Here is a 24586-nt window from a genome sequence, read left to right on the forward strand (position 1 = left end):
TCCCGAATTAAATTAACCAGCCTTTTTCTTGCGCTGAATATAAATGACCGACGACATGTTGCCATAATTCCGGCCAGCTTTCGCCCACCAGCGCGTTGCGCTTCAAGACTTGTTCGAGTGAAATTCCATTCTCGCGCCAGCTTTGCCCATCGTTATGCAAATTTTGCAGGATAGGCAGGATTCTATCGAGTGCACCTGCGAAGCGAGAATCGGCAGTGGCACCAGCTTCATATTCCTGCCAGAGCTGTAAAAACAGAGTGCTCTGTGGTTCGGATAACAGTCCAAACAACCTTTCAGCTGCGATGGCTTCTTTGTCGGCAATGGCTGCGCGAGCGGCAAGGTCATAAACCAGGACATCACCGACATCTATCTCGACGATATCATGGAGTAATGCCATCTGGACGACGCGGGAAATATCAACATTTTCTGGTGCGAAGGGAGCAAGACTCATGGCTGCTACGGCAAAATGCCAGCTGTGTTCCGCCGAGTTTTCGGGGCGGCCATGACCGATAATCTTAGTGCGCCGCTCAATAAGTTTTAGCTTGTCGATCTCCATCAGAAAGTTAATCACTTCACTCATTGCGCCAAAGGCTAGCTGCGTCATCCTGGTGCTCCATTGGTAAATTGTTAGTGTGAATATATTGTATCTATACCGTTATATGCTCTGACGGATTTATTTTAGCGTACAGGTGTTAGCTGGAATCATTCTCAGCTATGCTGTTCCGGTCATCCTTCAAGTTGAGTGTGCAATGCATTATCCATCTTTTGTCTCACCGGGAGTTGCCATATGGCTGACAAACCATTGATAGCGAAAGGATATTCAATGGCGGAGGAAATCGCCAATAGTATTAGCCACGGTATAGGGCTGGTTTTTGGGATTGTCGGGCTGGTTTTGTTACTGATACAAGCGGTTGATACCAACGCAAGTGTGACAGCAATAACCAGTTATAGCCTGTACGGCGGCAGCATGATTTTGCTGTTTCTCGCTTCAACGTTGTATCACGCGATTCCCCATCAACCCGCCAAGCGCTGGCTGAAGAAATTTGACCACTGCGCAATTTATTTGTTGATAGCCGGGACGTATACGCCATTTTTACTCGTGGGCCTGGATTCGCCTCTGGCGCGCGGGCTGATGGTTGTGATTTGGGGGCTGGCGCTGGCCGGAATTATTTTTAAGCTGACCATCGCACATCGTTTTAAAGTTTTGTCGCTGGTGACTTATCTGCTGATGGGCTGGTTATCGCTGGTGGTGATTTACCAGATGGTAATTAAACTCGCGCCGGGCAGCGTAACGCTGTTGGCAGTTGGCGGGGTGATTTACTCGCTGGGAGTGATTTTCTACGTCTGCAAGCGGATTCCATACAACCACGCAATCTGGCACGGTTTTGTGCTCGGCGGCAGTGTTTGCCACTTCCTCGCGATCTATCTCTATATTCATTAATTACCGATATTGATCAAGCAATTCCCCAAAATAATTCGAGTTGCAGAAAGGCGACCAGACCATAACTCCCCAGAGCATAGATAACAATGTCACTGGGGCGCATAGGCGTAGTCAACGCATCTGCAACTTGAAGTATGACGCGTATTTACTCATCTTCTAATGAATAAGGCAGTCGCTCGATAACAAGCTCGCTGCCGTTATCGTCGCGAACGCGCAGCACGCTATTGGCTTCCAGATCGTTGTTCATCACAACCTGCACCAGTACTCGCCCATCATCAAGCTGGCTGGCTGCCAGTACCGTACCGGTGCGACGCCAGTTATCACCCATTTTCAATTCCAGGTCTTCACCCGCTTCGGGTAAACGGCTGGCTTTCCCTGCAAGGAACCACAACGCACGCTTGTTAGCGCCACGGAATTTCGCCCGCGCCACCATTTCCTGGCCGGTGTAACACCCTTTTTTGAAGCTGATACCACCGAGTGCCTGAAGGTTGGTTGCCTGCGGAATAAATTGCGCGCTGTTTACCGGTTCAATGACGGGAATACCGGCTTCAATCTCCAGAGCTAACCATTGCTGGCTGTCGTTACGCTGTGCTTCGCCCTGTAATTTTTCAGCCAGTGATTGAGCGGTAGATTCATCCGTTACCAGCATGAAACGCTCGGCAGGCAAGTTGAACCATAGGAGCGTGGTCGCACCTTCTTGAACCACCGGATTCTCTGCATCTGGCAAGGCTGCAAATAGATTAGCCAGCGCAGCACGAGCCTGGAAACCTGCAACGCCCATCAGCACGCTTTCATCATCTGGAGCGATGGTGACTTTAGAAAACACTGCATATTTTTTTAGCTCAACAAGCTGCGCATCACGCAGATTGCGGCGCTCAATTAAGGCAAATCCCTCGCCACGATGGAACAGGCGCAAGTTGCTCCACATTTTCCCTTTCGCATCGCAGTGTGCGCAAAGTGTGTGTTGGTTTGCCGCAAGCTGTGCGATGTCAGCAGTGACCTGGCCTTGCAGATACGATTCTGCATCTTTGCCCGTCACGGTTGCCAGAGCCCAATCATCAAGAGTCATGAGTGTTAGCGGCAGGCGAGCTGCGGCTGTAGGCTGACGTGGAGGAAATGGAGTGAAAGCCATAATTATGTCCCTGGTTTTTGAGCTGATGTATTGGCTCAATGGTAAAAGAGCCATTTGGCAATGCAAGTAGTTTGATAACGCGAGCTGTGTGCTTACGAGTTTTCTCGCAAGGTTAATGCAACAGCAACGCATTACAGATTTTTCTCACGATAAAGCGCGCAAACGGTAACATTCATTTAATGCGTGCATAAAAACACGTTACACTAACATTTGTACCTACTTTGTCAGAGAACCAGGAAAGAGCACATGGATATCAATAACAAAGCCCGAATTCATTGGGCGTGCCGCCGGGGAATGCGCGAGCTGGATATTTCGATTATGCCATTCTTCGAATATGAATATGACTCGTTAAGCACTGAGGATAAGCAGTTGTTTGTCCGTTTGCTGGAAAGCGATGATCCAGACCTGTTCAATTGGTTAATGAATCATGGCAAACCGGCAGATACAGAGCTGCAACGGATGGTGACACTGATTCAGACACGGAATAAAGAACGTGGTCCTGTGGCAATCTGATCTTCGCGTCTCCTGGCGTGCACAATGGCTGTCTCTTTTGGCTCACGGTCTAGTCGCCCTGTTAGTGCTGCTAATGCCGTGGCCGATGAGCTATACGCTAATCTGGATGCTGCTACTTTCGCTAGTTGTATTTGACAGTGTCCGCAGCCAGCGGCGCATCCATGCTTGCCAGGGCGAAATGAAACTCCTGACCGACTACCATCTGCGTTGGCAAAACCAGGAGTGGGAAATCGTTGGTTCCCCTTGGGTTTTACGCAGTGGCATGATGCTGCGCTTACGCCGGGTCGGGCGCAAACGCTGCCAGCATTTATGGCTGTCCGCTGACAGTATGGATACAGGTGAGTGGCGTGATTTACGTCGCCTGATGCTGCAACAACAGGCGAGTGGGAGTGGGGAAGCTTAAACAGCTTTCAGGCAAAATGTTCGGCCATTTCCGCAAGAATTTGCTCACACCAGGTTTCGATTCGCTCATCGCTTAAATCGTACTGATTGGTTTCATCTAGCGCCAGCCCAACGAACAGTTGCCCATCGGCAATAACCGGTTTCGGGCTAGTAAACTCGTAGCCTTCAGTTGGCCAATAGCCAATAAACTGAGCACCGCGTGGCGCAAGTTTGTCGTGCAGCATGCCCAGAGCATCAAGGAACCATTCACCATAGCCGAGCTGATCGCCCATGCCATAAAGCGCAACCAGTTTGCCTTCAAGATTCAGATTATCCAGTTGATCCCAGATGGCTTCCCAGTCTTCCTGTAATTCGCCGAAATCCCAGGTGGGAATACCGAGAATTAACACATCGTATTGTTCCATCATGGCTGGTGAATCATCTTTCAGATTGTGCAGCGTCACCAGTTCCGGGCCAATGATGTCACGAATTTTTTCGGCAGCCATTTCGGTGTAACAAGTGCTGGAGCCATAAAAAAGGCCAATGTTCATCGCGTTAACAACTCTTTTAAAAACGTGCAGGATTGCAAGTGTATCAGATCCCATTGTGCATCATGCATAATGGACACAATTCGCCAAATGTGAGGCTGCAGTGGAACAGGATCTGGCCCGAATCGAACAATTTCTTGATGCGCTCTGGCTTGAGCGGAATCTCGCACAAAACACATTAGACTCCTACCGTCGGGATCTGAAGATGGTGGCGGAGTGGCTGGAACGTCACTCTTTGAGCCTGCTGAATGTACAAACTGGCGATTTGCAGTCGCTGTTTGCTGAGCGCCTTGAAGGTGGATATAAAGCAACAAGTTCAGCGCGTATGCTGAGCGCTATTCGTCGGTTGTTTCAGTATCTCTACCGCGAAAAATTACGCGAAGATGACCCGAGTGTGATGCTTTCATCGCCAAAACTACCGCAGCGTTTGCCGAAAGATTTAAGCGAAGCGCAGGTAGAGCGTCTCCTGCAAGCTCCTTGTGTCGACCAGCCTATCGAGCTGCGTGACAAAGCAATGCTCGAATTATTGTATGCTACTGGGCTGCGTGTATCGGAGCTCGTTGGGCTGACGATGAGTGATGTCAGCCTACGCCAGGGAGTCGTACGGGTCATCGGTAAAGGTAATAAAGAACGTCTGGTTCCAATGGGTGAAGAAGCGGTTTACTGGCTGGAAAACTACCTGGAACATGGGCGGCCATGGCTGCTCAATGGCGTGTCGATTGATACCGTTTTCCCGAGCAATCGTGCCCAACAAATGACGCGCCAGACATTCTGGCATCGTATTAAACACTATGCGGTGCAGGCTGGAATCGATAGCGAAAAGCTGTCACCGCACGTTCTGCGACACGCATTTGCCACGCATTTACTGAACCATGGTGCGGATTTGCGAGTCGTACAGATGTTGCTTGGACACAGCGATTTGTCCACCACACAAATTTATACGCATGTAGCGACAGAGCGGTTACGCCAGCTACATCAACAGCACCACCCACGAGCGTGAGTGGTAGAAGATAAGGAATCATCATGAAAAAGCGTTTGTGGCTGCTCCCATTGTTAGCGGTCTCTGTGTCCGGTTTTGTTCATGCTGACGACGCAGCAATCAAGCAGTCTCTTGCTAAGTTAGGCGTACAAAATGCTGACATTCAGTCGGCACCTGTTGCGGGCATGAAAACGGTATTAACCGATAGCGGCGTTTTGTATGTGACCGAAGACGGTAAACACGTTATTCAGGGGCCGCTGTACGATGTGAGCGGCGCGCAGCCTGTTAACGTCACCAATCAGCTGCTGGTGGGTAAACTTAAAGCGCTTGAAAAAGAGATGATCGTTTACAAAGCGCCGCAAGAGAAACACGTCATTACGGTGTTTACCGACATTACCTGCGGCTATTGCCACAAGCTGCATGAAGAGATGAAAGACTACAACGCGCTAGGTATTACCGTGCGTTACCTGGCCTTCCCACGCCAGGGTCTGCAAAGCCAGACTGAAAACGATATGAAAGCCATCTGGTGTGCAAAAGACCCTAAAAAAGCCTTTGATGCAGCAATGAAAGGCGAAGCGGTAGCTGGCGGGACTTGCGATATGAATATCGCGAACCATTACAACCTGGGCGTGCAGTTCGGCATCCAGGGGACGCCTGCGATTGTGCTGAGTAACGGCACGGTTATTCCTGGCTACCAGGGGCCGAAAGAGATGAAGCAAATGCTGGATGCACACCAGCAACTGACCAATGTAGGTGGGTAGTTAACGGGTGAAACAGCAAACACAACTTCGCCGCCGTACGGTCGATGAATCCGTGGTGTTACCCCAGCAATTGCACCCACTTTTAAAACGCCTTTACGCCAGCCGTGGTGTGCGCGGCGAGCAAGACCTGGAACGCAGTGTGAAGGGAATGCTCTCGTGGCAACAACTTAATGGCATGGATAAAGCCGTTGAGATACTGCATAACGCTTTCCGAGAAGGCTTGCGCATTATCGTGGTCGGCGATTTTGATGCTGACGGCGCAACCAGCACTGCGTTAAGCGTGCTTGGACTGCGCAGCCTTGGGTGCCAAAACATTAGCTATCTCGTACCTAACCGTTTCGGCGACGGTTATGGTTTGAGCCCGGAAGTGGTGGATCAAGCTCATGCGCGTGGCGCGCAGCTGATTTTGACCGTCGATAACGGCATCTCATCCCATAGTGGTGTTGAGCGTGCCCATGCGCTGGGCATTCCGGTGGTGGTTACCGATCACCACCTGCCAGGGGCAGAATTGCCTGCGGCAGATGCCATCATCAACCCCAACCTGGTCGATTGCGAGTTTCCGTCTAAATCCCTCGCAGGCGTTGGCGTTGCCTTTTATCTGATGCTGGCGATGCGGGCGCATCTGCGTGATTGCGGCTGGTTTGAACAACAAGGCCTGGCCATTCCGAACATTGCAGAGTTGCTGGATCTGGTGGCGTTAGGCACCGTGGCCGATGTTGTGCCACTGGATATGAATAACCGCATTTTGACCTGGCAGGGCTTGAGCCGTATTCGTGCTGGCAAGTGTCGCCCGGGGATTAAAGCGCTGATTGAAATCGCCAACCGTGAGCCGCATAAACTGGCGGCAAGCGACTTAGGTTTTGCTTTAGGCCCGCGTCTGAATGCTGCCGGTCGCTTGGATGATATGTCCGTGGGTGTAGCGTTACTGCTCAGTGAAAATATTGGCGAAGCACGCATGCTGGCTAACGAACTTGACGCGCTAAACCAGACGCGAAAAGAGATTGAGCAGGGCATGCAGGTTGAAGCTCTCACGTTGTGCCAACAACTGGAACACAGCCACGATGAGCTGCCGTATGGCCTGGCGATGTACCACCCGGAATGGCATCAGGGCGTGGTTGGTATCCTGGCTTCACGTATTAAAGAGCGTTTTAACCGCCCGGTTATCGCTTTTGCACCCGCGGGTGATGGCACGCTGAAAGGCTCAGGCCGCTCGGTGCAAGGCTTGCATATGCGCGATGCTCTTGAGCGGCTTGATACGTTGTATCCTGGCATGATGCTGAAATTTGGCGGCCACGCGATGGCTGCAGGTTTGTCGTTGGAAGAAGCTAAATTCGAAGAGTTCCGCCAGCGTTTTGGCGATCTGATCGGCGAATGGCTTGATCCCGCATTGCTTCAGGGCGTGATTTGGTCAGACGGTGCTATTTCTGCGCAAGAGATGACACTGGAAACCGCCGAGATGCTGCGTGACGCCGGGCCGTGGGGGCAGATGTTCCCTGAGCCACTGTTTGACGGCAAATTCCGCTTATTACAGCAACGGCTGGTCGGGGAACGCCATCTTAAAGTCATGGTTGAACCCATCGGCGGCGGCCCGTTGATTGACGGCATCGCCTTTAACGTGGATACAGCATGCTGGCCGGATAACGGCGTGCGTGAAGTTGAATTGGCTTTCAAGCTGGACGTAAATGAGTTTCGCGGTAATCGCAGCGTTCAGTTGTTAATCGATCATATCTGGCCTCTATAGCCCTATTACTTGGCTATTAACGGGCAACAAAACTATAAAAAGCGGCGTAATTCCGGTAAACTTTCCGGTTTACGACCGCATTTTCGTCTTCTGTCATCAACATAAGATAATACAGACCATGTTTGAAATTAACCCGGTAAAAAACCGCATCCAGGACCTTACGGAGCGCAGCGACGTTCTTAGGGGGTATCTTTGACTATGATGCCAAGAAAGAGCGCCTGGAAGAAGTAAACGCAGAGCTGGAACAACCTGATGTGTGGAACGAACCTGAACGCGCACAAGCGTTAGGTAAAGAGCGTTCTTCACTGGAAGCGATTGTCGAAACATTCGATCAAATGACTCAGGGGCTGGAAGATGTTTCCGGTTTGCTGGAGCTGGCTATTGAAGCCGACGACGAAGACACTTTCAACGAAGCCGTTGTCGAGTTAGATCAACTGGAAGGCAAACTGGCGCAGCTTGAGTTCCGCCGCATGTTCTCCGGTGAGTACGACAGCGCCGATTGCTATATCGACATTCAGGCAGGTTCTGGCGGCACCGAAGCGCAAGACTGGGCCAGCATGCTGATGCGAATGTATCTGCGTTGGGCTGAATCACGCGGCTTCAAAACCGAAATCATTGAAGAGTCTGATGGCGACGTTGCGGGTATTAAATCTGTGACTATTCGTATTCAGGGCGAATATGCCTTTGGCTGGTTGCGTACTGAAACTGGCGTGCATCGCCTGGTACGTAAGAGCCCGTTCGACTCCGGTGGCCGTCGCCATACCTCGTTCAGCTCCGCCTTTGTCTACCCGGAAGTTGATGACGATATTGATATCGAAATCAACCCGGCCGATCTGCGTATCGACGTTTACCGCGCCTCGGGTGCGGGTGGTCAGCACGTTAACCGTACAGAATCTGCGGTGCGTATTACCCACCTTCCGACCAATACCGTGACTCAGTGCCAGAACGACCGTTCGCAGCATAAGAACAAAGATCAGGCGATGAAGCAGATGAAGGCGAAGTTATACGAGCTGGAAATGCAGAAGAAGAATGCTGAGAAGCAGTCGCTGGAAGACAACAAATCGGATATCGGCTGGGGCAGCCAGATTCGTTCTTACGTACTGGACGACTCCCGTATCAAAGACTTGCGTACTGGTGTAGAAACCCGTAACACGCAGGCGGTACTGGATGGCGATCTGGACAAATTTATCGAAGCAAGTTTGAAAGCAGGGTTATGAGGAATCAACATGTCTGAACAACAAGAACAGGGCACCGAAGCGGTCGATCTTAACAATGAACTGAAATCCCGCCGTGAGAAGCTGGCTGGCCTGCGTGAGCACGGCATTGCTTTCCCAAATGACTTCCGTCGCGATCATACCTCAGACCAATTGCATGCTGACTTCGATGCGAAAGAGAACGAAGAGCTGGAAGAGCTGGGCATCGAAGTGGCTGTTGCTGGCCGAATGATGACACGCCGTATCATGGGTAAAGCGTCTTTCGTTACCCTGCAAGATGTTGGCGGCCGCATTCAGCTTTACGTTGCGCGTGACGATTTGCCAGAAGGCATCTACAACGAGCAGTTCAAGAAATGGGACCTCGGTGACATCCTGGGTGCACGCGGCAAGCTGTTCAAAACTAAAACCGGTGAGCTTTCTATTCACTGTACTGAACTGCGTTTGCTGACTAAAGCTCTGCGCCCGCTGCCGGACAAATTCCACGGTCTGCAGGATCAAGAAGCACGATACCGCCAGCGTTACCTGGATCTGATCTCCAACGAAGAATCCCGCAACACCTTTAAAATCCGTTCGCAAATCATGGCTGGCGTGCGTCAGTTCATGGTGGAACGTGGGTTTATGGAAGTTGAAACGCCAATGATGCAAGTGATCCCGGGTGGTGCGTCTGCACGTCCGTTCATCACGCATCACAACGCGCTGGATATCGATATGTACCTGCGTATCGCGCCGGAACTGTATCTGAAGCGCCTGGTCGTGGGTGGCTTCGATCGCGTATTCGAGATCAACCGTAACTTCCGTAACGAAGGTATTTCTCCGCGTCACAACCCAGAGTTCACCATGATGGAACTCTACATGGCGTACGCGGATTACAAAGATCTGATTGAACTGACCGAATCTCTGTTCCGTACTCTGGCGCATGACGTGCTGGGTACTGCGCAAGTGAAGTATGGCGAAGAGATCTTTGATTTCGACCAGCCATTCGCCAAATTGACCATGCGTGAAGCCATCAAAAAATACCGCCCGGAAACTGATATTGCAGATCTGGACGATATGGGCAAAGCACTGGAAATCGCAGCAGCTATCGGCATCAAAGTCGAGAAGAGCTGGGGCCTGGGCCGTGTAGTCACCGAGATCTTCGAAGAAGTGGCTGAAAGCCATCTGATTCAGCCGACCTTCATTACTGAATACCCGGCAGAAGTTTCTCCACTGGCGCGTCGTAATGACGAAAATCCAGAAATCACCGACCGCTTCGAGTTCTTCATCGGTGGTCGTGAAATCGGTAACGGCTTCTCCGAGCTCAATGATGCAGAAGATCAGGCGCAGCGCTTTGCTGACCAGGTTAATGCGAAAGACGCAGGCGACGACGAAGCGATGTTCTTCGACGAAGACTACGTGACTGCTCTGGAGCACGGCTTGCCACCAACGGCGGGTCTGGGCATTGGTATCGACCGTATGGTTATGCTGTTCACTAACAGCCACACTATCCGTGACGTTATCTTGTTCCCGGCTCTGCGCCCGGTTAAGTAAGTTGTACTCGTTCCTCCCTGCGCTGCAGGGAGGAACATCTTCTTCTCAGTTAATGTATTCGAGGATTGGTTTGCGCAAGGAAAGCACAGTCAGAAAGTGGGCACCGAATGCCGTTATCCTGGTGCTAAGCCTGTTACTCGTCGCTTGCTCATCAAATAAAGCGGGCACCACTCAAGCCTCTTCAGGTAGCTACAGCGGTTCGGTTTATACCGTCAAACGTGGTGACACACTCTCGCGCATCTCGCGTATGACCGGCACAAGCGTCGGCCAATTGGCACGCCTCAATGGTATTCCTGCTCCTTATACGCTGGAGATAGGGCAAAAAATCCGTGTTAAAAGTAGCTCTGGCTCTTCATCTTCATCGAAGAAAACAGCCGTGGCGAAAACCTCTAAACCGCGTTCATCGTCCACAAGTAGCGTTGCGAAAGTCGCCGCTCCTCCGGTTGGTTCAAAATGCTGGCTCTGGCCAACATCCGGTAAAGTTGTTGCGCCGTTCTCCGACAGCGATGGTGGGAATAAAGGTATAGATATTGCCGGTAAGCGTGGGCAACCTATTTATGCTTCTGCCGCTGGTACAGTGGTTTACGTGGGTAACCAGCTTCGCGGTTACGGCAATTTAGTGATGATTAAACATAACGAAGAGTACATCACTGCTTATGCTCACAACGAAACGACATTGGTAAACACCAGTCAGAAAGTTAGCGCCGGGCAGAAAATTGCCACAATGGGCAGCAGCGGTTCAGATTCGGTGAATTTGCATTTCCAGATTCGTTATCGTGCAAATGCTATCGACCCTCAGCGCTACTTACCACCTCCAGGTAGTAAGCCATCTTGCTAATTAACAGAAGCCAGATATTTTCTGGCTTCTAATAAATACCATCCCTATTGATCTTTATCAGACACCGTCATCCTTTCCTGGCTAATAATGCTGATCACTTTAATTCATAATATGAATGGTAAATATGTTGCAGAATAATAACTAAGTTATAAAAAATATAACCCGGTTAATTAACGTTGTAATATTTATCAACCATTTCATGTTAATGGTGAGTAGCAAACAATGACAATACGTATTAATGCAGACCAAATAATAGATACCTTTATCCGGTATACAACAATCAACACCACTTCCGTTCCCGAAAATAACCAACTTCCCAGTTGCGAAAATCAGTACAAATTAGCTCAGCTTGTTGTGAGTGAATTTTCCAACGTGAATACCGTCGAGACTTCCATTAACGCTAATGCCATTACCGTTCTGAGTCTTGCGGCAAACAGCCCGGAAATGCCATCCATTGCCTTCTTCGCGCATCTTGATACTGCGCCAGATAACGCCAATGACACCCATGCCGTGCGCGTGAAAAACTACGATGGTAAAAATATCGTACTGCCTGCGACTGGGGAAGAGATAACCGTTGAGGCGTTCCCTGAACTGTTGAACTATGTCGGCCAGGACATCATTACCACAGATGGTACCAGCCTGTTGGGTGCTGACGATAAAGCGGCAATTGCGGCGGCAGTGGAAGCCATTCGTTATATGGTTGCGAACCCTGAGTTTAAACATGGCGATATCAAACTGGTGTTATTGCCAGACGAAGAAATTGGTATTCGTGGAGCTAAAGCGTTAAACGTGGCGCAGCTAAATGCTGATTTCGGTATTTGCCTGGATTGCTGTGGTATCGGCGAATATGTTATTGAAAACTGGTACGCAGGTAGCGCCAAAATGACATTCAAAGGCGTGACGGCTCACCCTATGAGCGCGAAAGGCAAGTTGGTCAATGCTGTATTAATCGCCAACGAAGTGATCAACGCATTGCCAGCAAGTGAACGCCCGGAATTAACGGAAGGCCGTGAAGGGTATTTCTGGGTGAATAAAATCACCGGTAATACCGTGAATGCCATACTCGAAATTGCCCTGCGTGATTTTGAAATTGAAGGTTACCAGAGCCGAAAAGCGTTATTGCAGTCCATCACTGAGCAACTGCAAAGCCGTTATGGCCAGGAAAATATCACCCTGGAATTATCGGATACCTACGATAACGTGAAAGCCGGGCTTGATAAAAAGCCGGAAATTATTGCCAGCGTTCAGCAGGCAATGCGTAACCTGAGCATTGAGCCGAAACCGTTAATTATGCGCGGCGGTTATGACGGTAGCGTGATTACGCCTGCCGGCTTACCGACGGTTAATATCTTTACTGGTGCCCATAATTTCCATTCCACCAAAGAGTTCTTGCCCGCAGAGTCTCTGCGCCTGGCAAGTGAAATGCTGTTGGAAATCGTTGCTCTGAGTGCTCAAGAGGTGCCTGCGTGAATAAGTGGATAACTGAATTTGTTTTGTATGCCGTCTACATGGTCTTTGGCGCAGCCTGGGCCACTACCGGTGCCGTTATGCCGCAAATCATGGCCGATTTTAATATCGACGTGTCCCATGCGGCGTTAATGTCGAACGTCATTCTGTGGGCGAAAATTTTAGGTGCTTTCTGCACCTCGATTTTGACCGCGCAACTCGGCGCGAAAAAGTCCTATCTTCTGGGCTGCGTGTTGACCGGATTATCGATATTCATTCCATGGACCAATAACTTCGACCTGCTGTTAGTGATTCGTTTTATGGGTGGCCTGGGTGGGGCAATCTGCCTGGTTTCTCTTGTGCCGACCGTGGCACGTTTGTTCGATAACAAAACAGCATCTGCGCTTAACAGCCTGAACTGCACCTCCAACATCATCGGCACGATTATCGCGTTGACGCTGGCGGGTAGCCTTTCGATTTACTTTGGTGGCTGGAGAAACCTGCTGGCAGTTTATGGTGTGATAACGCTGGTTCTGGGTGCTGTGTGGCTTATTGTCTTTACTGATGAAGAGGTTGCCGTTACCACTGCAAGCAACGACGGCAGCACGGATAAACTGCGCATCATGAAAGATGCGATTTTTAACCGCGTAGTGTGGGGGATGATTGCCCAGTACGTCGGCGCGATGATCATGATGATTTTCATGTTCACCTTCCTGCCGCTTTACTACGCCAAATACGCGCACCTGCCGCCAGAATCGCATGCTCACCTGAGCGGCACGGTAAACCAGGTCGGGATTATGCTCGGCGCAATCGCTGGACCATTCTGCAAAGCTCGCGGCTACCATTACAAAAACTGGTTGTTTAGCACCAGCATCGCGATGGCAATTACGACCTTTATTATGCTGTTCGCAACCAATGACATTTTGATTTTGGTCTGCTCATTCCTGACGGGTTTTGTTTTTGCGACCTGGTTTGCTTTTATCTTCTCAATTCCAAAAGAGACATTAAAAGGGGCCAATACCCAAACGGTGACCTACACGATGTCGACTTTCTGGGTTTGTACCTTTGTTATCGCCACCGCGAACAGCCAACTGATTGGCTGGTCGATTGATGCAACTGGTAGCTTCACAATGGGCTTTATCTGGGTGTTTGCGCTGATGGTTGTTTCACCTATCGTCGCACTGATGGTATTCCCGAAAAAAGCGGCAGCTCACGCTTAAGGAATAAGGGGAACCCATAGGGTTTCCCTTCATTTTTACCGTAAGTCAGAGCAGGGGAGCTGGGTAAATAATCCCCCATGTAACACTCTAGCCTTCACCTCCATACGACCCCGTAAGATTTGACAACACACAGGTTGTAAAAACAATCGCTTAATAATCCACCACATAAACTTAAAAGGCGCTTGCCAGCGAAAGCTGAACGTCTATAATGCCTACGCACTTCAAAGCGGGTGTAGTTCAATGGTAGAACGGCAGCTTCCCAAGCTGCATACGAGGGTTCGATTCCCTTCACCCGCTCCAGCTCATCTCTTCCAAATTACCTGTAATCTAACGAACCCAGTGAATATGTGCTTTACGCCACTTTTGCGTCCTGAATTTGCTTGATTATTATCCATCACGACAGCAGAAAACCCCTTGCATCATGCTTTCTGCTGCCTGATTTTATGGCTTAAACAGTTGCCGGTAAGGTTTCGATAGGCGCAGGCTTACCGATGAAGTAGCCCTGAACATAGTCAATTCCCATGCGGAATAGAGCATTCTGAATCGCTTCTGTTTCGACAAACTCAGCCACTAACGTCATGTTTTTCATTCTTGCTAACTCACAAATAGATTCCACGATTTTGTAGTCCATCTCGCTGGAAATAATATTGTGGATAAAACTGCCATCGATTTTGAGTATGTCCGCCTGCATATTTTTGAGTCGCGCATAGCTCGCATAACCCGTTCCAAAATCATCGATAGCAATTTTACAACCTAAACGCTGTAGTGCATCCAGTGTCTTATCGGCTTGTAAGTTGTTGGTAAGCTCATCGGTTTCGGTCACTTCCAGAACGAGCTGCTCAGGCGCAATACCGTACTTAATCAGCATATTTTCAATGAGATGTGCCATATCTGTGCGGCAGATTGATGCTGGAGTCAGATTAATGGCGAAGCATTGGTTTGGCCGTGAATGACGGGTTTCGTCCATATATTTCATGGTGTTATTTAGCACCCATAAATCAATGCTCGATGACATGCCAAATTCATTTGCTAGCGGTAAAAAAGTATCCGGGAAAATAAGTTCATCATTGTTACCAAGCATCCGCAGCAGGACTTCATGGTAGCGATGACCATTTTTGCTTTCTATTGGCTGAGCCATCAAAACAAACCGATCTAACTCAAGCGCACGTTGAAGTTGATTCATCATGTCGACTTTAGTTTTAACCTGATTTTGTACCTGCCGACTGCTTTGCTTTCTCATATCCACGGGCAAGTTTGTCGTCAGGGAGATCTCTGCCAGTGCTCGGAGTTCACCAATTAATAGATAAAGATGACCCACAGGGTAGTTAATGATGCAGTAGCTACAACCAATTTGTGGGTAAAGCTTTACCCCATCACGGGTGTAACGGAAATCTTTTGCTTTGTTGTGCAGCTCAGAAATCCTTTTTTCTGCATTTAAAGGGGACATCCGGACAATTAAATCGTGACCAGAACTTATATAAATAAGCTCATCGTTTTCCAGTACCGGTTTCAAAAAATGAGCCAGTTGTTGCTTATATTGAACTTGCATCAGCAAACCATAGTGGCGGCCTAGTAATTCAAGGTCAGGGACATATAACTGACATAAAACAGAGACTGTATTTTTATTTAAATCTGTATCTAGTGCCAGCAAATTTGGTAGGTGAACTACCGGGTCGATGCTCATTAGACGCTTAGTCTTAATATTCAAGGCTCTTTGCCGTGAAATATTGATAGCCATAAGGATAATGGTTATTGAAAACGCTGCGAAGCAGGACGTTGCAACAGCCAGATGTAACTTGTAATCGACTGTATGAGGAATATAACTTTGATAGTTATTGCACAGTACGACCAATAACACCCACCAAATGAGAGAAATGGCAGCATGGCCCAGACGTAGCGTTCCCCAGATCATGACTGGTAACAGTAACGTCAGGGTATATACGGAGTTTATCAGTGTTGGCTTATGATTAATTGGTGAGATCATGAGCGCCGTAAGCAATGTCATTGCACTAAATAGACAAATGAGCTCGAGTGCTCGCAGGTCTTCTGCAACTTGATTACGGATTTTTTCAACATATTTCTTCATGTATGATGGCGTTCTGAATGAACGAATTACCAAATAACACATTGGCAAGCCAATCATATTCCCAACCAGCATTCCCTGATAATTTATCAATGTTCGCGTGGTGAATGGGGTTATGTACATCATTTTTTGATGTACACCATACATGCCTAAGTAGAGTACGGTCTGGAAATAATTAAGGAACAATGTGGCATTAATGAATACTAACCAGAAAATACGTTGCCAGGTTAGGTTATAGCGCCCGAAACTAGCTCGACCACGTTTCCCGGTGAAATAGTAATAACCAGCACAACTTATTCCTGTCGATGTAAAATAATGCAATACGGACATCAATGCTGGTTCCAGGCCACGATCAGGAGCCACACGGAAAAATACACACAGTATGATACCAGGAAGCGCCTTAAAACCATAAATCATGGTAAGGGCTGTCATAAGTGCCATGTTGAGATAAAAGAAAGGTATCTCGAAACCATCAACGTAGCCGTAGGAACTCATATACTGAGTTATAGGATACAGGATGAAGGGGAGAACAAGTGGTAAAGCCCACCATTTGTCTTTGTACTTGTTATACAACGCAGTAAATTTCATCATCAATGTCTGCTTTTTTACTAATTCCAGTGTCTGGAATGATTTACAAGCATCCATTGCTTAAAAATAAGTGTTACTAACACTCGGCTATCGTGCTCTATTAATACACTCTTGTATTAACCTGGCATCATGTGGGTAATGTCATGGCTATCTCATCGTAAAAGATGACATTGTTTTTCCCTTTGTCTTTTATGTAATACATCGCCACATCAGCTTTTTTCAATAGTGTGGCAACATCTTGCCCATGGTCAGGGTAAATTGAAATCCCAATGCTGGCAGATAAAAAATCGACTGTTGTTGCTGAGAGTTCGTAGTTATCTGAGATTCTGGAAAGCAAGGTTTTAGCAAGTTGGATCACTGCATCTTCTGTTTGTTCGCAAACGACGATGATGAATTCATCACCACCAATTCTTGCAACAAAGCCTCCCTTGCCAACAACGTTCCTGAGCATTTTAGATATCTTTACCAGCAGCTCATCACCAATGGCATGCCCCCAGACATCGTTAACACGTTTAAAACCATCGAGGTCAATAAACATAATGAACAGTGGCTGTATCTGTTTCTCAAACAGTGTATTTAAATGACTTTGTAAATAAACGCGGTTAGGTAATTGAGTTAACGAGTCATGTTGCGTCATTTGTTTTAATTGCAAATTCTTCGAGATTAACTCTCTTTTTAGAAGCTCATTGCTTAAATGCTCTTTGAAATTAATAAACCAGATGAAGATTGCTAACATAAATACTAGGGCGATGAGTATTATCATCGTCATCGCAATCGTATTTTCGATGTTGTCATCATGATTTATAGCAAGAGATGATGCGGCTACTGGAGCCATATTCATTTTGCTGGTACCTAAAAAGTGCATGATTGCTACACCGGTACAAAGAGTAATTGTGGCACCCAATCGGCAGAAGTTGGCATAGCTGTCGTTTTTACTCGTCATAACCAACATCAGATGGGTTAAATGCAACATGCCTAATGAAGTAATAAAAATAACGATTAGCGAAAGAGTGATATGAGCATTGCTGACAGACCAATCTCCCGCATTGATGATTGCAGCCATTCCCAGGTAGTGCATGGATGCCGCGGTTGCAGAAAATATCAATGCAGGCAGCAGATAATGATTTTTGCGTAATTGTTTGAATAAAAAGCAGCCAAACCCGAGCGAGCAGCCAATTATAGCAACAAGTAAGGAGGCCAGCGTTATCTTAATGTTATAATTTATAATGTGACTATGATGATGTGCTTGCATCACCATGTAGTGTAAAACCCATATCCCACAGCCCATAGTTGGGCCGCTAAATAAAGGCCAGCAGTTATGTTTTTTTCGAGCGCCAGCCTTACATAGCCAAAAAGAGACATAAAAAGCCAGGCACGCAATAATTACTGCGAGTAGGACTAATGAAATATCATAATTAAATAACATATTTAACTTAAAGTTCACTCTTAAAGGCGTGCATGTTTATTATAATCTTAATGTGCAGTGGGATAATAACGATGTACTTAATATCTTCAAGATTTTTTTATTCTTTTTCATAAATTAAAGACAACCAAAGAGTTGATTGTCTTTTTAGGTGCTGAAAATTTTGTAGTTATGGCCAGACCTTGTTAAATCCATCCATGCACAGTGGCGATGTTTACAGCTAAACGTCACGCATCATCAGGTAGCATGTACTTCTGGCAGTACAAGTAAGGTATACCTTCACGAGTGATGAGGTCAGCGTCCTTGTTCAGCGTAAAAATATCGATATCGGTCACTCCTGAGCTTTTCAAATAAAAGTCAGGAAGAAATTGCTGAACAATGCCTGCTGGGGTTGTTTCACGGTTTGAAATGACAATCTGACGAGAGACCCAAACAGGGCTACGCCCATAGTCTGCGAGTGTAAACAGGACGGTTCGCTGGACGGTATACTCTTCTTGCGGGGTAACGTTAATGATGCCGTTAATGTGCGCAATGCCTTTGCCATCCGCGGATTTGAAATCGACAATTCCACGAAATGATGCGTTGTCTCTGACTATCTGCAAAGTCGCCCTGCAGGCGAGGCTATGCGGGTTTTCGTAAGAAGGGTGGTGAAGATACAGCACCACGCCAGAAAGTATCGCGAGACATACTAAAAAAACGATGCGCGTTTGTGTTCGAAGAGAGGCAATCGCGGTGAGTATCTTCATTTACTATCATACCGAGGGTAATAGACTGACTGACAGGAATTATCATGTGACAAATCCATACCGGTAGTGCACAGAATGATTGAGATATTTTTCGTCTCAGGATATGCCGTTATATAGAGAAATTTATTATCACTACACATCTCAGGATGTTCCTTGATAAACCCCTCATGGCGGAGATAGTTGCTGGCATCATCATTAAAAAAATAGTGGCATTGGCCATCATATTTTTTTGAAGCAACATAACCCGAGAAATAATTTTCGCTGGTTACTTTTGGGTAGAGAAGCACACCAGCTATTAGCACGGTAAACATAATAATGAGCGTTTCTACCAGATTTAGTTTCGGCAGTTTTTTATTTTCGACTCTATTGGTTTCCGTTACAGAGGGCGTCTCTGTAAGTTCGATATCAACCTCAGATACAGCATAATCCCACTTTTTTTCAATGGTTATTTCTTGTTGAATAAGTAGACCTTTGCGCGGAACCGTGGTGATTATTTGCTTCTCTACATTCATTTGTAAAAATGACTTTCGTAGAGAGAGAATACTTTGATAAAAGGCGTTAAAGCTAACTTGCCTGTGGCTTTCACCCCATGCGAAAGCGAGTAACTCATTCTGAGTCACAATTTCAGCGTGATTTCTGAGCAACAACAGCAGGCATAAGGAGGCTGTCGGCTTGAGCTTTATCTGTTCATGGCTGTCTGTATGCACCAGACACTGTTTCTCAGGTAGGAATATTATTTTATTTTCAATGAGATAACATAGATTATCTGCTTCGGACATGTTGCCAGTACTCTCGTTGACTCAGGCTGGTTTTCCACCTGCCATTATAAGCACAATGTGGCATGGAATAATCCAGCCTTTTAGCGACTTTACCCTGTAGGTACTTCTCGGATCATTAGTACACTTATGATTAACAAGTTGTTAACTGTTTTTATACATTAAAAGTTATTTAAAATCAATATCTTATGGTTTTTTATTGTTTCTTTTTTAACTGAAAAGAAAAAGTTATCAACGCAAAGATTAAAAAAATTACGTATCTGCCTTCAGATAAATATACTCACTGACAGAGCAGCACGAGGGGGCAGGCGTGGTATCTCAGGGTTAGATTCTCAATAATGTAAATTTGAAAATGAAATTTAATAACTGAGTATTTCAGTCGCCTTTACTCATCGTTGATGATGTCTCACCATAACAATGGGGCTATGGCCATTGAATAAACTATTTCAATTAATAGTATGTATTTATGGGGTTTCAACCCTGGTGTTTATGTTATTCAGAGTGGTATGGCTTTTAAAGCAGGTAAGAAAATATCAGCAGAATGATACTGCCTGGTTTAAAGATAAAATTGATACCGTAATTGTGATATCAATTGTTTGGCCATTGTATTTATTATATATTATTTTTCAAGCTATTTTTAATCCCTGCTGTATATGGAATGACAGTTGTGACTGTTTAAAAAATGACATGCGGTGATATTATTTTCCCGAGTGATTGTTTCATTGTTAGATAATTAAATTATCATAAAGTATGTGGTTGTTCATGAGCGTAGAATATTGTCTGGCAGGGAATTCATAAGGCTATTCTTTTCAAATCGCCATCCTACAATCCTCAGTATCTGGCTTATCAATCGCAGGTTTACCGTAATGTTCTATATTGATATACGTGCCGAGTAGCGGGTTATCAATTTACATTAGGGTGATCTCCTTTGCTTTTCGCCAGGAGATAATCTCAATCCCATAACTAGAGTAAGAGAAGCTGATGTCCATTCTTAATTTTGATGAATCTGTAATGCTCATTGGAGATGAGATTAAAAAATCTGAAAACGCTTATTTCTCTCTGAGAAAAAAACGTCAGCGCATTGAAATGAAAAGAGATGGAAACATCTTTTATCTTGAGAAAGGCTCCGTCTCTGTTTACCGAGTTGAAAATGACCTTGTTACGGTGAGCTTTACCGCACCCGCTATCCTTGGCCTGGCACAGATGCGTAATGATGTGATGTCTCATTACCTGCGGTGTGACACGGACTGTGAGATGTGGGTGATGAATTCGACTAATGCTAATGAGATGCTCAGCAAGAAAAACCTATGGATACATGCATTTGATATTTTGACTAATCATCTGCAGCGTTATTTCCAGCGTGAAAATCTACGTTCACATAAAACGATTCGCGAAATTGTGACGGAACATGTGAAGCACATTTGGTCCCTTGAGCCTGAAATTCGTGAAAAAACATCAGTTTACACATTCATACTCAGTAGGAACCACATTTCACGTAGCGCTATCCATAAAGTGCTTCAGGAGTTGGTTAACGAGGGTAAATTGACATTGAATCGTGGGAAGTTGTCTTCGTTTAATGGCCAGTAAGACAAACTTGAGTGTGATGTTTTTAACGCCAAACAGCTACTGAATCTCACCATAAAAAAAGCCGCAACATCATCTGTTGCGGCTTTTTTATCGTTTCTATCTTTCGCGTAACGCTTCTGCTTTGGCGCGAATAATCGGCTTCAGCAGATAACTCAGAATAGATTTCTTACCAGTTATGATATCGACTGAGGCGACCATACCCGGAATGATGACCATTGGATGCTCTTTGGTCCCCAGGTAGTTCTTATCTGTGCGCAGGCGTGCAATGTAGTAACTGTGGCCTTCTTTATCGGTTACGGTATCCGGGCTTAGCTGTACCAACTCGCCATTCAGACCACCGTAGGTGGTGTAGTCGTAAGCGGTAAACTTCACCACCGCATGTTGCCCTGGGTGCAGGAAGGCAATGTCACGCGGCTGAATTTTCACTTCGATAAGCAATTTGTCATCAAGTGGCACGATTTCTACTAAGTCACTGCCGGGCTGAATAACTCCACCAATGGTGTTAACCATAATCTGCTGGACGACACCGCGAACAGGCGAAACTACCATGGTTCGATTGACGCGGTCTTCAAGAGCCTTGCCAGTGGCTTCTGCTTTGCTCAGATTCGTGCGTGCTTCGTTAAGCTGTGAAAGCGCATCGCTCTGGAAGCGGTTACGACTTTCGCCAATCTTATTTTCAATCTCTTTCGTTTCTGATGCGGATTTAGGAATAGAAAGAGTGATGGAGTCCAGCAGCCCTTTAGTTTCCACTTCAGTGCGGCGTAAGCGCAGGATTTCAACTTTAGAAATTGCACCTGATGCCAACAGTGGCTCAGACATTTTGATCTCTTGCTGCAGTAAACCCAGGCTGTTCTTGTACTGTGCCTGTTTGGACTGGAAGTCACGCAACTCCTGTTTTTTCTGCACTAACTGTTCCTGAAGACCTTCGATTTCATTCTGGAACTGGCGACGGCGACTATTAAATAAATCGACTTCCCCGCGTGCTACTTCTGGAGCCTTCTTAGCAATCTCATCAGAAATAACAAACTCTTTGTCTTCGGCTTCCGCTGTCAGACGGTCGATTTTAGCCTGCAAGCCGAGTTTGTCTGCTTCAGTCTCACCAACATTTGATGCAAAACGAGTGTCATCCAAATGAATCAACGGCGCGCCAGCTTCAACGATTTGCCCTTCATGCACATACAGCTCGGTGACAATACCGCCTTCCAGGTTCTGTATTTTTTGCAAGCGTGATGACGGGATGGCTTTACCTTCGCCACGTGTAACTTCATCAAGTTTGGCAAATCCTGCCCAAACGAACGCCAGTAAGACTAATACCAGGATAGTCCAAAGAGTCAGACGAATAACGCGCGGTGAGTCATCAATCAGAGCATGACTCACCTCGTTAATGTTATCGGCCTGGTTCTCATCGCGACCTTTAAAGTAGTGGCGAATTTGCGGGCGTAAACGTGCAAATAACTCAGCGAGACGCATTGATTTGACCCTTCTTCAGCGCATCCATAACAATGGCTTTCGGGCCATCAGCAATAATGCGTCCTTTATCAACAATAATCAGTCGATCAACCAGTGTCAGCATCGACGCTTTATGCGTCACGAGTAACAGTGTTTTATCAGCGACAAATGGCACCAGCGCTTGTTTAATCTTGTCTTCACTGGTGTTGTCCATAGCACTGGTTGGTTCATCAAGCAACAGGACTGGTGGCTCCAGCAGGAGTGCACGAGCCAGTGCAACAGCCTGGCGCTGCCCGCCGGACAACTGCATACCACGCTCACCCACTTGCAAGTTGTAACCGTCAGGGTGAACACGAGCAAATTCGTTAACGCCAGCAAGTTCCGCGGCGCGCAGCATCGTTTCATCGTCGACATAACGGGCACCACAAATCAGGTTATCGCGCAGTGAACCATTAAACAGCTGAATGTCCTGAGGAACATAACCAATGCTGTGGCGCAAATCGTTGACGTCCAACTGACGAGCATCTACATCGTCGATCAAAATATTACCGCCGGTTGGCTGGTAAAGATTGATTATCAACTTGCTAATCGAGCTCTTGCCCGAGCCACTACGACCGATAATACCTACGCGTTCGCCGGGCTTAATGGTCAGATTAATCTTTTGCAGTGAAGGGTTTTTCTGCTCGGGATAACTGAAATCGACATCTTTGAATTCAATGCTGCCACGGAAGGTTTCACGCTTCAGAGGGTGCTCATGATCGCGTCTTTCCTGCGGCATCGACATCATTTGTTCGGTGTTTTTGATAGTCAAACGCGCCTGGTGATAACGGGCAATCAACCCGGTCAACTGACCCATTGGCATCAGCGCACGGCCATTAAGCATGTAGCAGGCAATCAGGCCGCCCATGCTCAGCTTGCCGCCAATAATCATATACACGCCGACGATAATCATGATGACGCCAGACATTTGCTGGAACCATCCGGTCAAGTTGCTGGCTAAGCTGGATAATGTTTTAACGCGTAATTCCAGGCGGCTTAAACTGCCCAGAGTTTGCTCCCATTGATACTGGCGTTCGCTTTGCGCGTTGTTGACTTTGATAGCGTCCAGGCCACTGAGTGTTTCAATCAGCAATGCCTGACGCTCACTTGCCAAACTCATTGTTTTGGCAACGGCAGCATTTACCGGTTTCTGCAACGCCCAGCTAATCACCAGTGCGATAGGGAAGGTGAGTAACGGAATCCATGCCAGCGTCCCGCCGATAATGCCAATCACCAGCAGCAGCACCAGCGTAAACGGTAAATCGATAAGCGTGGTCAACGTGAGTGAAGAAAGGAAATCACGCAGCGACTGAAATTCATGAATGTTTTGTGCAAAGCTACCTACGCGAGCAGGGCGCGCTTTCATCTCCATGCCGGTAATACGCTCAAAGAGCGTGGCAGAGATAATCAGGTCACTCTTTTTACCGGCAATGTCGAGGCAGACACCGCGCAGCATTTTTAAGATCAAATCGAAAACAAACGCCATGCAAATACCGACGGCCAAAACCCACAACGTCACCGTGGCATGATTGGGTACAACCCTGTCATACACGTTCATGGTGAACAGCGGAGTTCCCAGCGCAATCAGGTTAATCAGCAAGCTTGCTAATATCGCATCCATGTAGAGATAGCGAGACAGCATCAGCGTGTCTTTGAACCAGGATTTTGTACGCGGCAGGAAAGATTCAGACTGTAAGTCAAACTCATGGCGAGGGTGCGCGAAAATCACCTGGCCTGCGTAGTTTTTCTCAAGCTCAGCTGCATCAATATTGATCTCACCGCCTTCGCTCTCGCTTGGCATAATGCGAGCAGTACCATCGGCGTTCCAACCAAGTAGTACGGCGGCACCCCCATCACGTAGCAAAAGAATCGCAGGCAGAGACATAGCGGCGATTTTATTGAGCGAACGTTTGATGACACGTGCTTTTAAACCTGCACGAGCGGCAGCACGAGGCAAAATAGCCAACGTCAGGCGATCGTTCTCCAGCGGCAGCCCACTACTCAGTGTTGAGCGGCTTGCTGATTTACCATGCACAGAACAAAGAACCAGCAGGCAATCAAGCAATGGATCGTCATTGCGACTGCGCGGGTCATGATAATGCGACTCCTCAATAGGAGGAGCCTCTGACATTGTATTCATGTGTTCAACTTGTG

General features: G+C 47.2%; 21 protein-coding genes and 1 tRNA gene. 13 read left to right on the forward strand and 9 right to left on the reverse strand.

What is annotated here, in order from left to right:
* Positions 1 to 7: 7 nt before the first annotated feature.
* Complete coding sequence (locus AC0IXI_RS03970) at positions 8 to 604, reverse strand: HD domain-containing protein (RefSeq protein ID WP_471681962.1); 597 nt, start codon at positions 602 to 604, stop codon at positions 8 to 10.
* 183 nt (positions 605 to 787) lie between these two features.
* Here AC0IXI_RS03970 and trhA point away from each other — a divergent pair, with 183 nt between their 5' ends.
* Positions 788 to 1441: a PAQR family membrane homeostasis protein TrhA gene (trhA, locus tag AC0IXI_RS03975; RefSeq protein ID WP_134184562.1), complete on the forward strand. Its 654-nt coding sequence runs from the start codon at positions 788 to 790 to the stop codon at positions 1439 to 1441.
* 145 nt (positions 1442 to 1586) lie between these two features.
* Here the strand turns inward: trhA and ygfZ are convergent, their stop codons facing one another.
* Positions 1587 to 2573 (reverse strand): tRNA-modifying protein YgfZ, encoded by a 987-nt coding sequence (gene ygfZ, locus AC0IXI_RS03980; RefSeq protein ID WP_471681963.1) that lies wholly within the window; start codon positions 2571 to 2573, stop codon positions 1587 to 1589.
* A gap of 246 nt (positions 2574 to 2819) precedes the next feature.
* Here ygfZ and sdhE point away from each other — a divergent pair, with 246 nt between their 5' ends.
* Together sdhE and AC0IXI_RS03990 are read left to right on the forward strand one after the other, a co-directional pair.
* Complete coding sequence (sdhE, locus tag AC0IXI_RS03985) at positions 2820 to 3086, forward strand: FAD assembly factor SdhE (protein ID WP_064513590.1); 267 nt, start codon at positions 2820 to 2822, stop codon at positions 3084 to 3086.
* A complete protein-coding gene (locus AC0IXI_RS03990; RefSeq protein ID WP_064513587.1) occupies positions 3067 to 3489 on the forward strand; it encodes a protein YgfX in 423 nt (140 codons plus the stop codon). The genes sdhE and AC0IXI_RS03990 overlap by 20 nt, the downstream gene beginning before the upstream one ends.
* A gap of 7 nt (positions 3490 to 3496) precedes the next feature.
* On the opposite strand, the gene fldB is transcribed toward AC0IXI_RS03990, so the two are convergent.
* On the reverse strand, positions 3497 to 4018 hold the full coding sequence (fldB, locus tag AC0IXI_RS03995) for a flavodoxin FldB (RefSeq protein WP_422569332.1): 522 nt from the start codon (positions 4016 to 4018) through the stop codon (positions 3497 to 3499).
* Positions 4019 to 4118: 100 nt separating this feature from the next.
* Here fldB and xerD point away from each other — a divergent pair, with 100 nt between their 5' ends.
* The 9 genes from xerD to AC0IXI_RS04040 all read left to right on the forward strand — a co-directional run bounded on the left by xerD (position 4119) and on the right by AC0IXI_RS04040 (position 14041).
* A complete protein-coding gene (xerD, locus tag AC0IXI_RS04000) occupies positions 4119 to 5015 on the forward strand; it encodes a site-specific tyrosine recombinase XerD (RefSeq protein ID WP_134184556.1) in 897 nt (298 codons plus the stop codon).
* A 23-nt stretch (positions 5016 to 5038) separates the two neighbouring features.
* Positions 5039 to 5755 (forward strand): bifunctional protein-disulfide isomerase/oxidoreductase DsbC, encoded by a 717-nt coding sequence (dsbC, locus tag AC0IXI_RS04005; RefSeq protein WP_034457702.1) that lies wholly within the window; start codon positions 5039 to 5041, stop codon positions 5753 to 5755.
* A 7-nt stretch (positions 5756 to 5762) separates the two neighbouring features.
* Complete coding sequence (recJ, locus tag AC0IXI_RS04010; RefSeq protein ID WP_471681964.1) at positions 5763 to 7496, forward strand: single-stranded-DNA-specific exonuclease RecJ; 1734 nt, start codon at positions 5763 to 5765, stop codon at positions 7494 to 7496.
* A 118-nt stretch (positions 7497 to 7614) separates the two neighbouring features.
* Positions 7615 to 8713, forward strand: a protein-coding gene (gene prfB, locus AC0IXI_RS04015; RefSeq protein WP_134184552.1) for a peptide chain release factor 2 whose coding sequence is annotated in 2 segments (ribosomal slippage) — positions 7615 to 7689 and positions 7691 to 8713 — 1098 coding nt in all. Because the reading frame shifts where the segments join, the coding sequence is not laid out codon by codon here.
* 9 nt (positions 8714 to 8722) lie between these two features.
* Positions 8723 to 10237 carry a lysine--tRNA ligase gene (gene lysS, locus AC0IXI_RS04020; RefSeq protein WP_064513582.1) on the forward strand — a complete coding sequence of 505 codons (1515 nt, stop codon included), beginning with the start codon at positions 8723 to 8725 and terminating at the stop codon, positions 10235 to 10237.
* Positions 10238 to 10289: 52 nt separating this feature from the next.
* Positions 10290 to 11075, forward strand: a complete 786-nt coding sequence (gene actS / locus AC0IXI_RS04025; protein ID WP_134184550.1) for an amidase activator ActS — start codon at positions 10290 to 10292, stop codon at positions 11073 to 11075.
* A gap of 222 nt (positions 11076 to 11297) precedes the next feature.
* Entirely contained in the window at positions 11298 to 12545 is a 1248-nt protein-coding gene (pepT, locus tag AC0IXI_RS04030) for a peptidase T (protein ID WP_413499025.1), read from the forward strand.
* Positions 12542 to 13741: an MFS transporter gene (locus AC0IXI_RS04035; protein ID WP_064513577.1), complete on the forward strand. Its 1200-nt coding sequence runs from the start codon at positions 12542 to 12544 to the stop codon at positions 13739 to 13741. The genes pepT and AC0IXI_RS04035 overlap by 4 nt, the downstream gene beginning before the upstream one ends.
* A gap of 226 nt (positions 13742 to 13967) precedes the next feature.
* Positions 13968 to 14041: transfer RNA gene (locus AC0IXI_RS04040), tRNA-Gly, on the forward strand.
* A gap of 148 nt (positions 14042 to 14189) precedes the next feature.
* Here the strand turns inward: AC0IXI_RS04040 and AC0IXI_RS04045 are convergent.
* From AC0IXI_RS04045 to AC0IXI_RS04060, 4 genes are all read right to left on the reverse strand, one after another.
* Complete coding sequence (locus tag AC0IXI_RS04045; RefSeq protein WP_413499024.1) at positions 14190 to 16415, reverse strand: sensor domain-containing phosphodiesterase; 2226 nt, start codon at positions 16413 to 16415, stop codon at positions 14190 to 14192.
* Between the two features lie 124 nt (positions 16416 to 16539).
* Positions 16540 to 17838, reverse strand: a complete 1299-nt coding sequence (locus AC0IXI_RS04050) for a sensor domain-containing diguanylate cyclase (RefSeq protein WP_422569346.1) — start codon at positions 17836 to 17838, stop codon at positions 16540 to 16542.
* A 224-nt stretch (positions 17839 to 18062) separates the two neighbouring features.
* The gene (locus AC0IXI_RS04055) at positions 18063 to 18581 is read right to left on the reverse strand and encodes a hypothetical protein (RefSeq protein WP_471681965.1); all 519 of its coding nucleotides are present in this window, start codon (positions 18579 to 18581) and stop codon (positions 18063 to 18065) included.
* Entirely contained in the window at positions 18578 to 19360 is a 783-nt protein-coding gene (locus AC0IXI_RS04060) for a winged helix-turn-helix domain-containing protein (protein ID WP_064513558.1), read from the reverse strand. Before AC0IXI_RS04060 ends, AC0IXI_RS04055 begins: the two co-directional genes overlap by 4 nt.
* Positions 19361 to 20338: 978 nt before the next feature.
* Between AC0IXI_RS04060 and AC0IXI_RS04065 the strand changes: the two genes are divergently transcribed.
* Positions 20339 to 20944, forward strand: a complete 606-nt coding sequence (locus AC0IXI_RS04065; protein ID WP_064513556.1) for a helix-turn-helix domain-containing protein — start codon at positions 20339 to 20341, stop codon at positions 20942 to 20944.
* A 96-nt stretch (positions 20945 to 21040) separates the two neighbouring features.
* Here AC0IXI_RS04065 and AC0IXI_RS04070 read toward each other — a convergent pair whose 3' ends face one another.
* Both AC0IXI_RS04070 and AC0IXI_RS04075 read right to left on the reverse strand, forming a co-directional pair.
* Positions 21041 to 22414: an HlyD family type I secretion periplasmic adaptor subunit gene (locus AC0IXI_RS04070; RefSeq protein ID WP_134184540.1), complete on the reverse strand. Its 1374-nt coding sequence runs from the start codon at positions 22412 to 22414 to the stop codon at positions 21041 to 21043.
* A complete protein-coding gene (locus tag AC0IXI_RS04075; protein ID WP_243839613.1) occupies positions 22401 to 24572 on the reverse strand; it encodes a type I secretion system permease/ATPase in 2172 nt (723 codons plus the stop codon). The genes AC0IXI_RS04070 and AC0IXI_RS04075 overlap by 14 nt, the downstream gene beginning before the upstream one ends.
* Positions 24573 to 24586 lie beyond the last annotated feature (14 nt).

Source organism: Buttiauxella sp. AC038 (assembly GCF_979253565.1).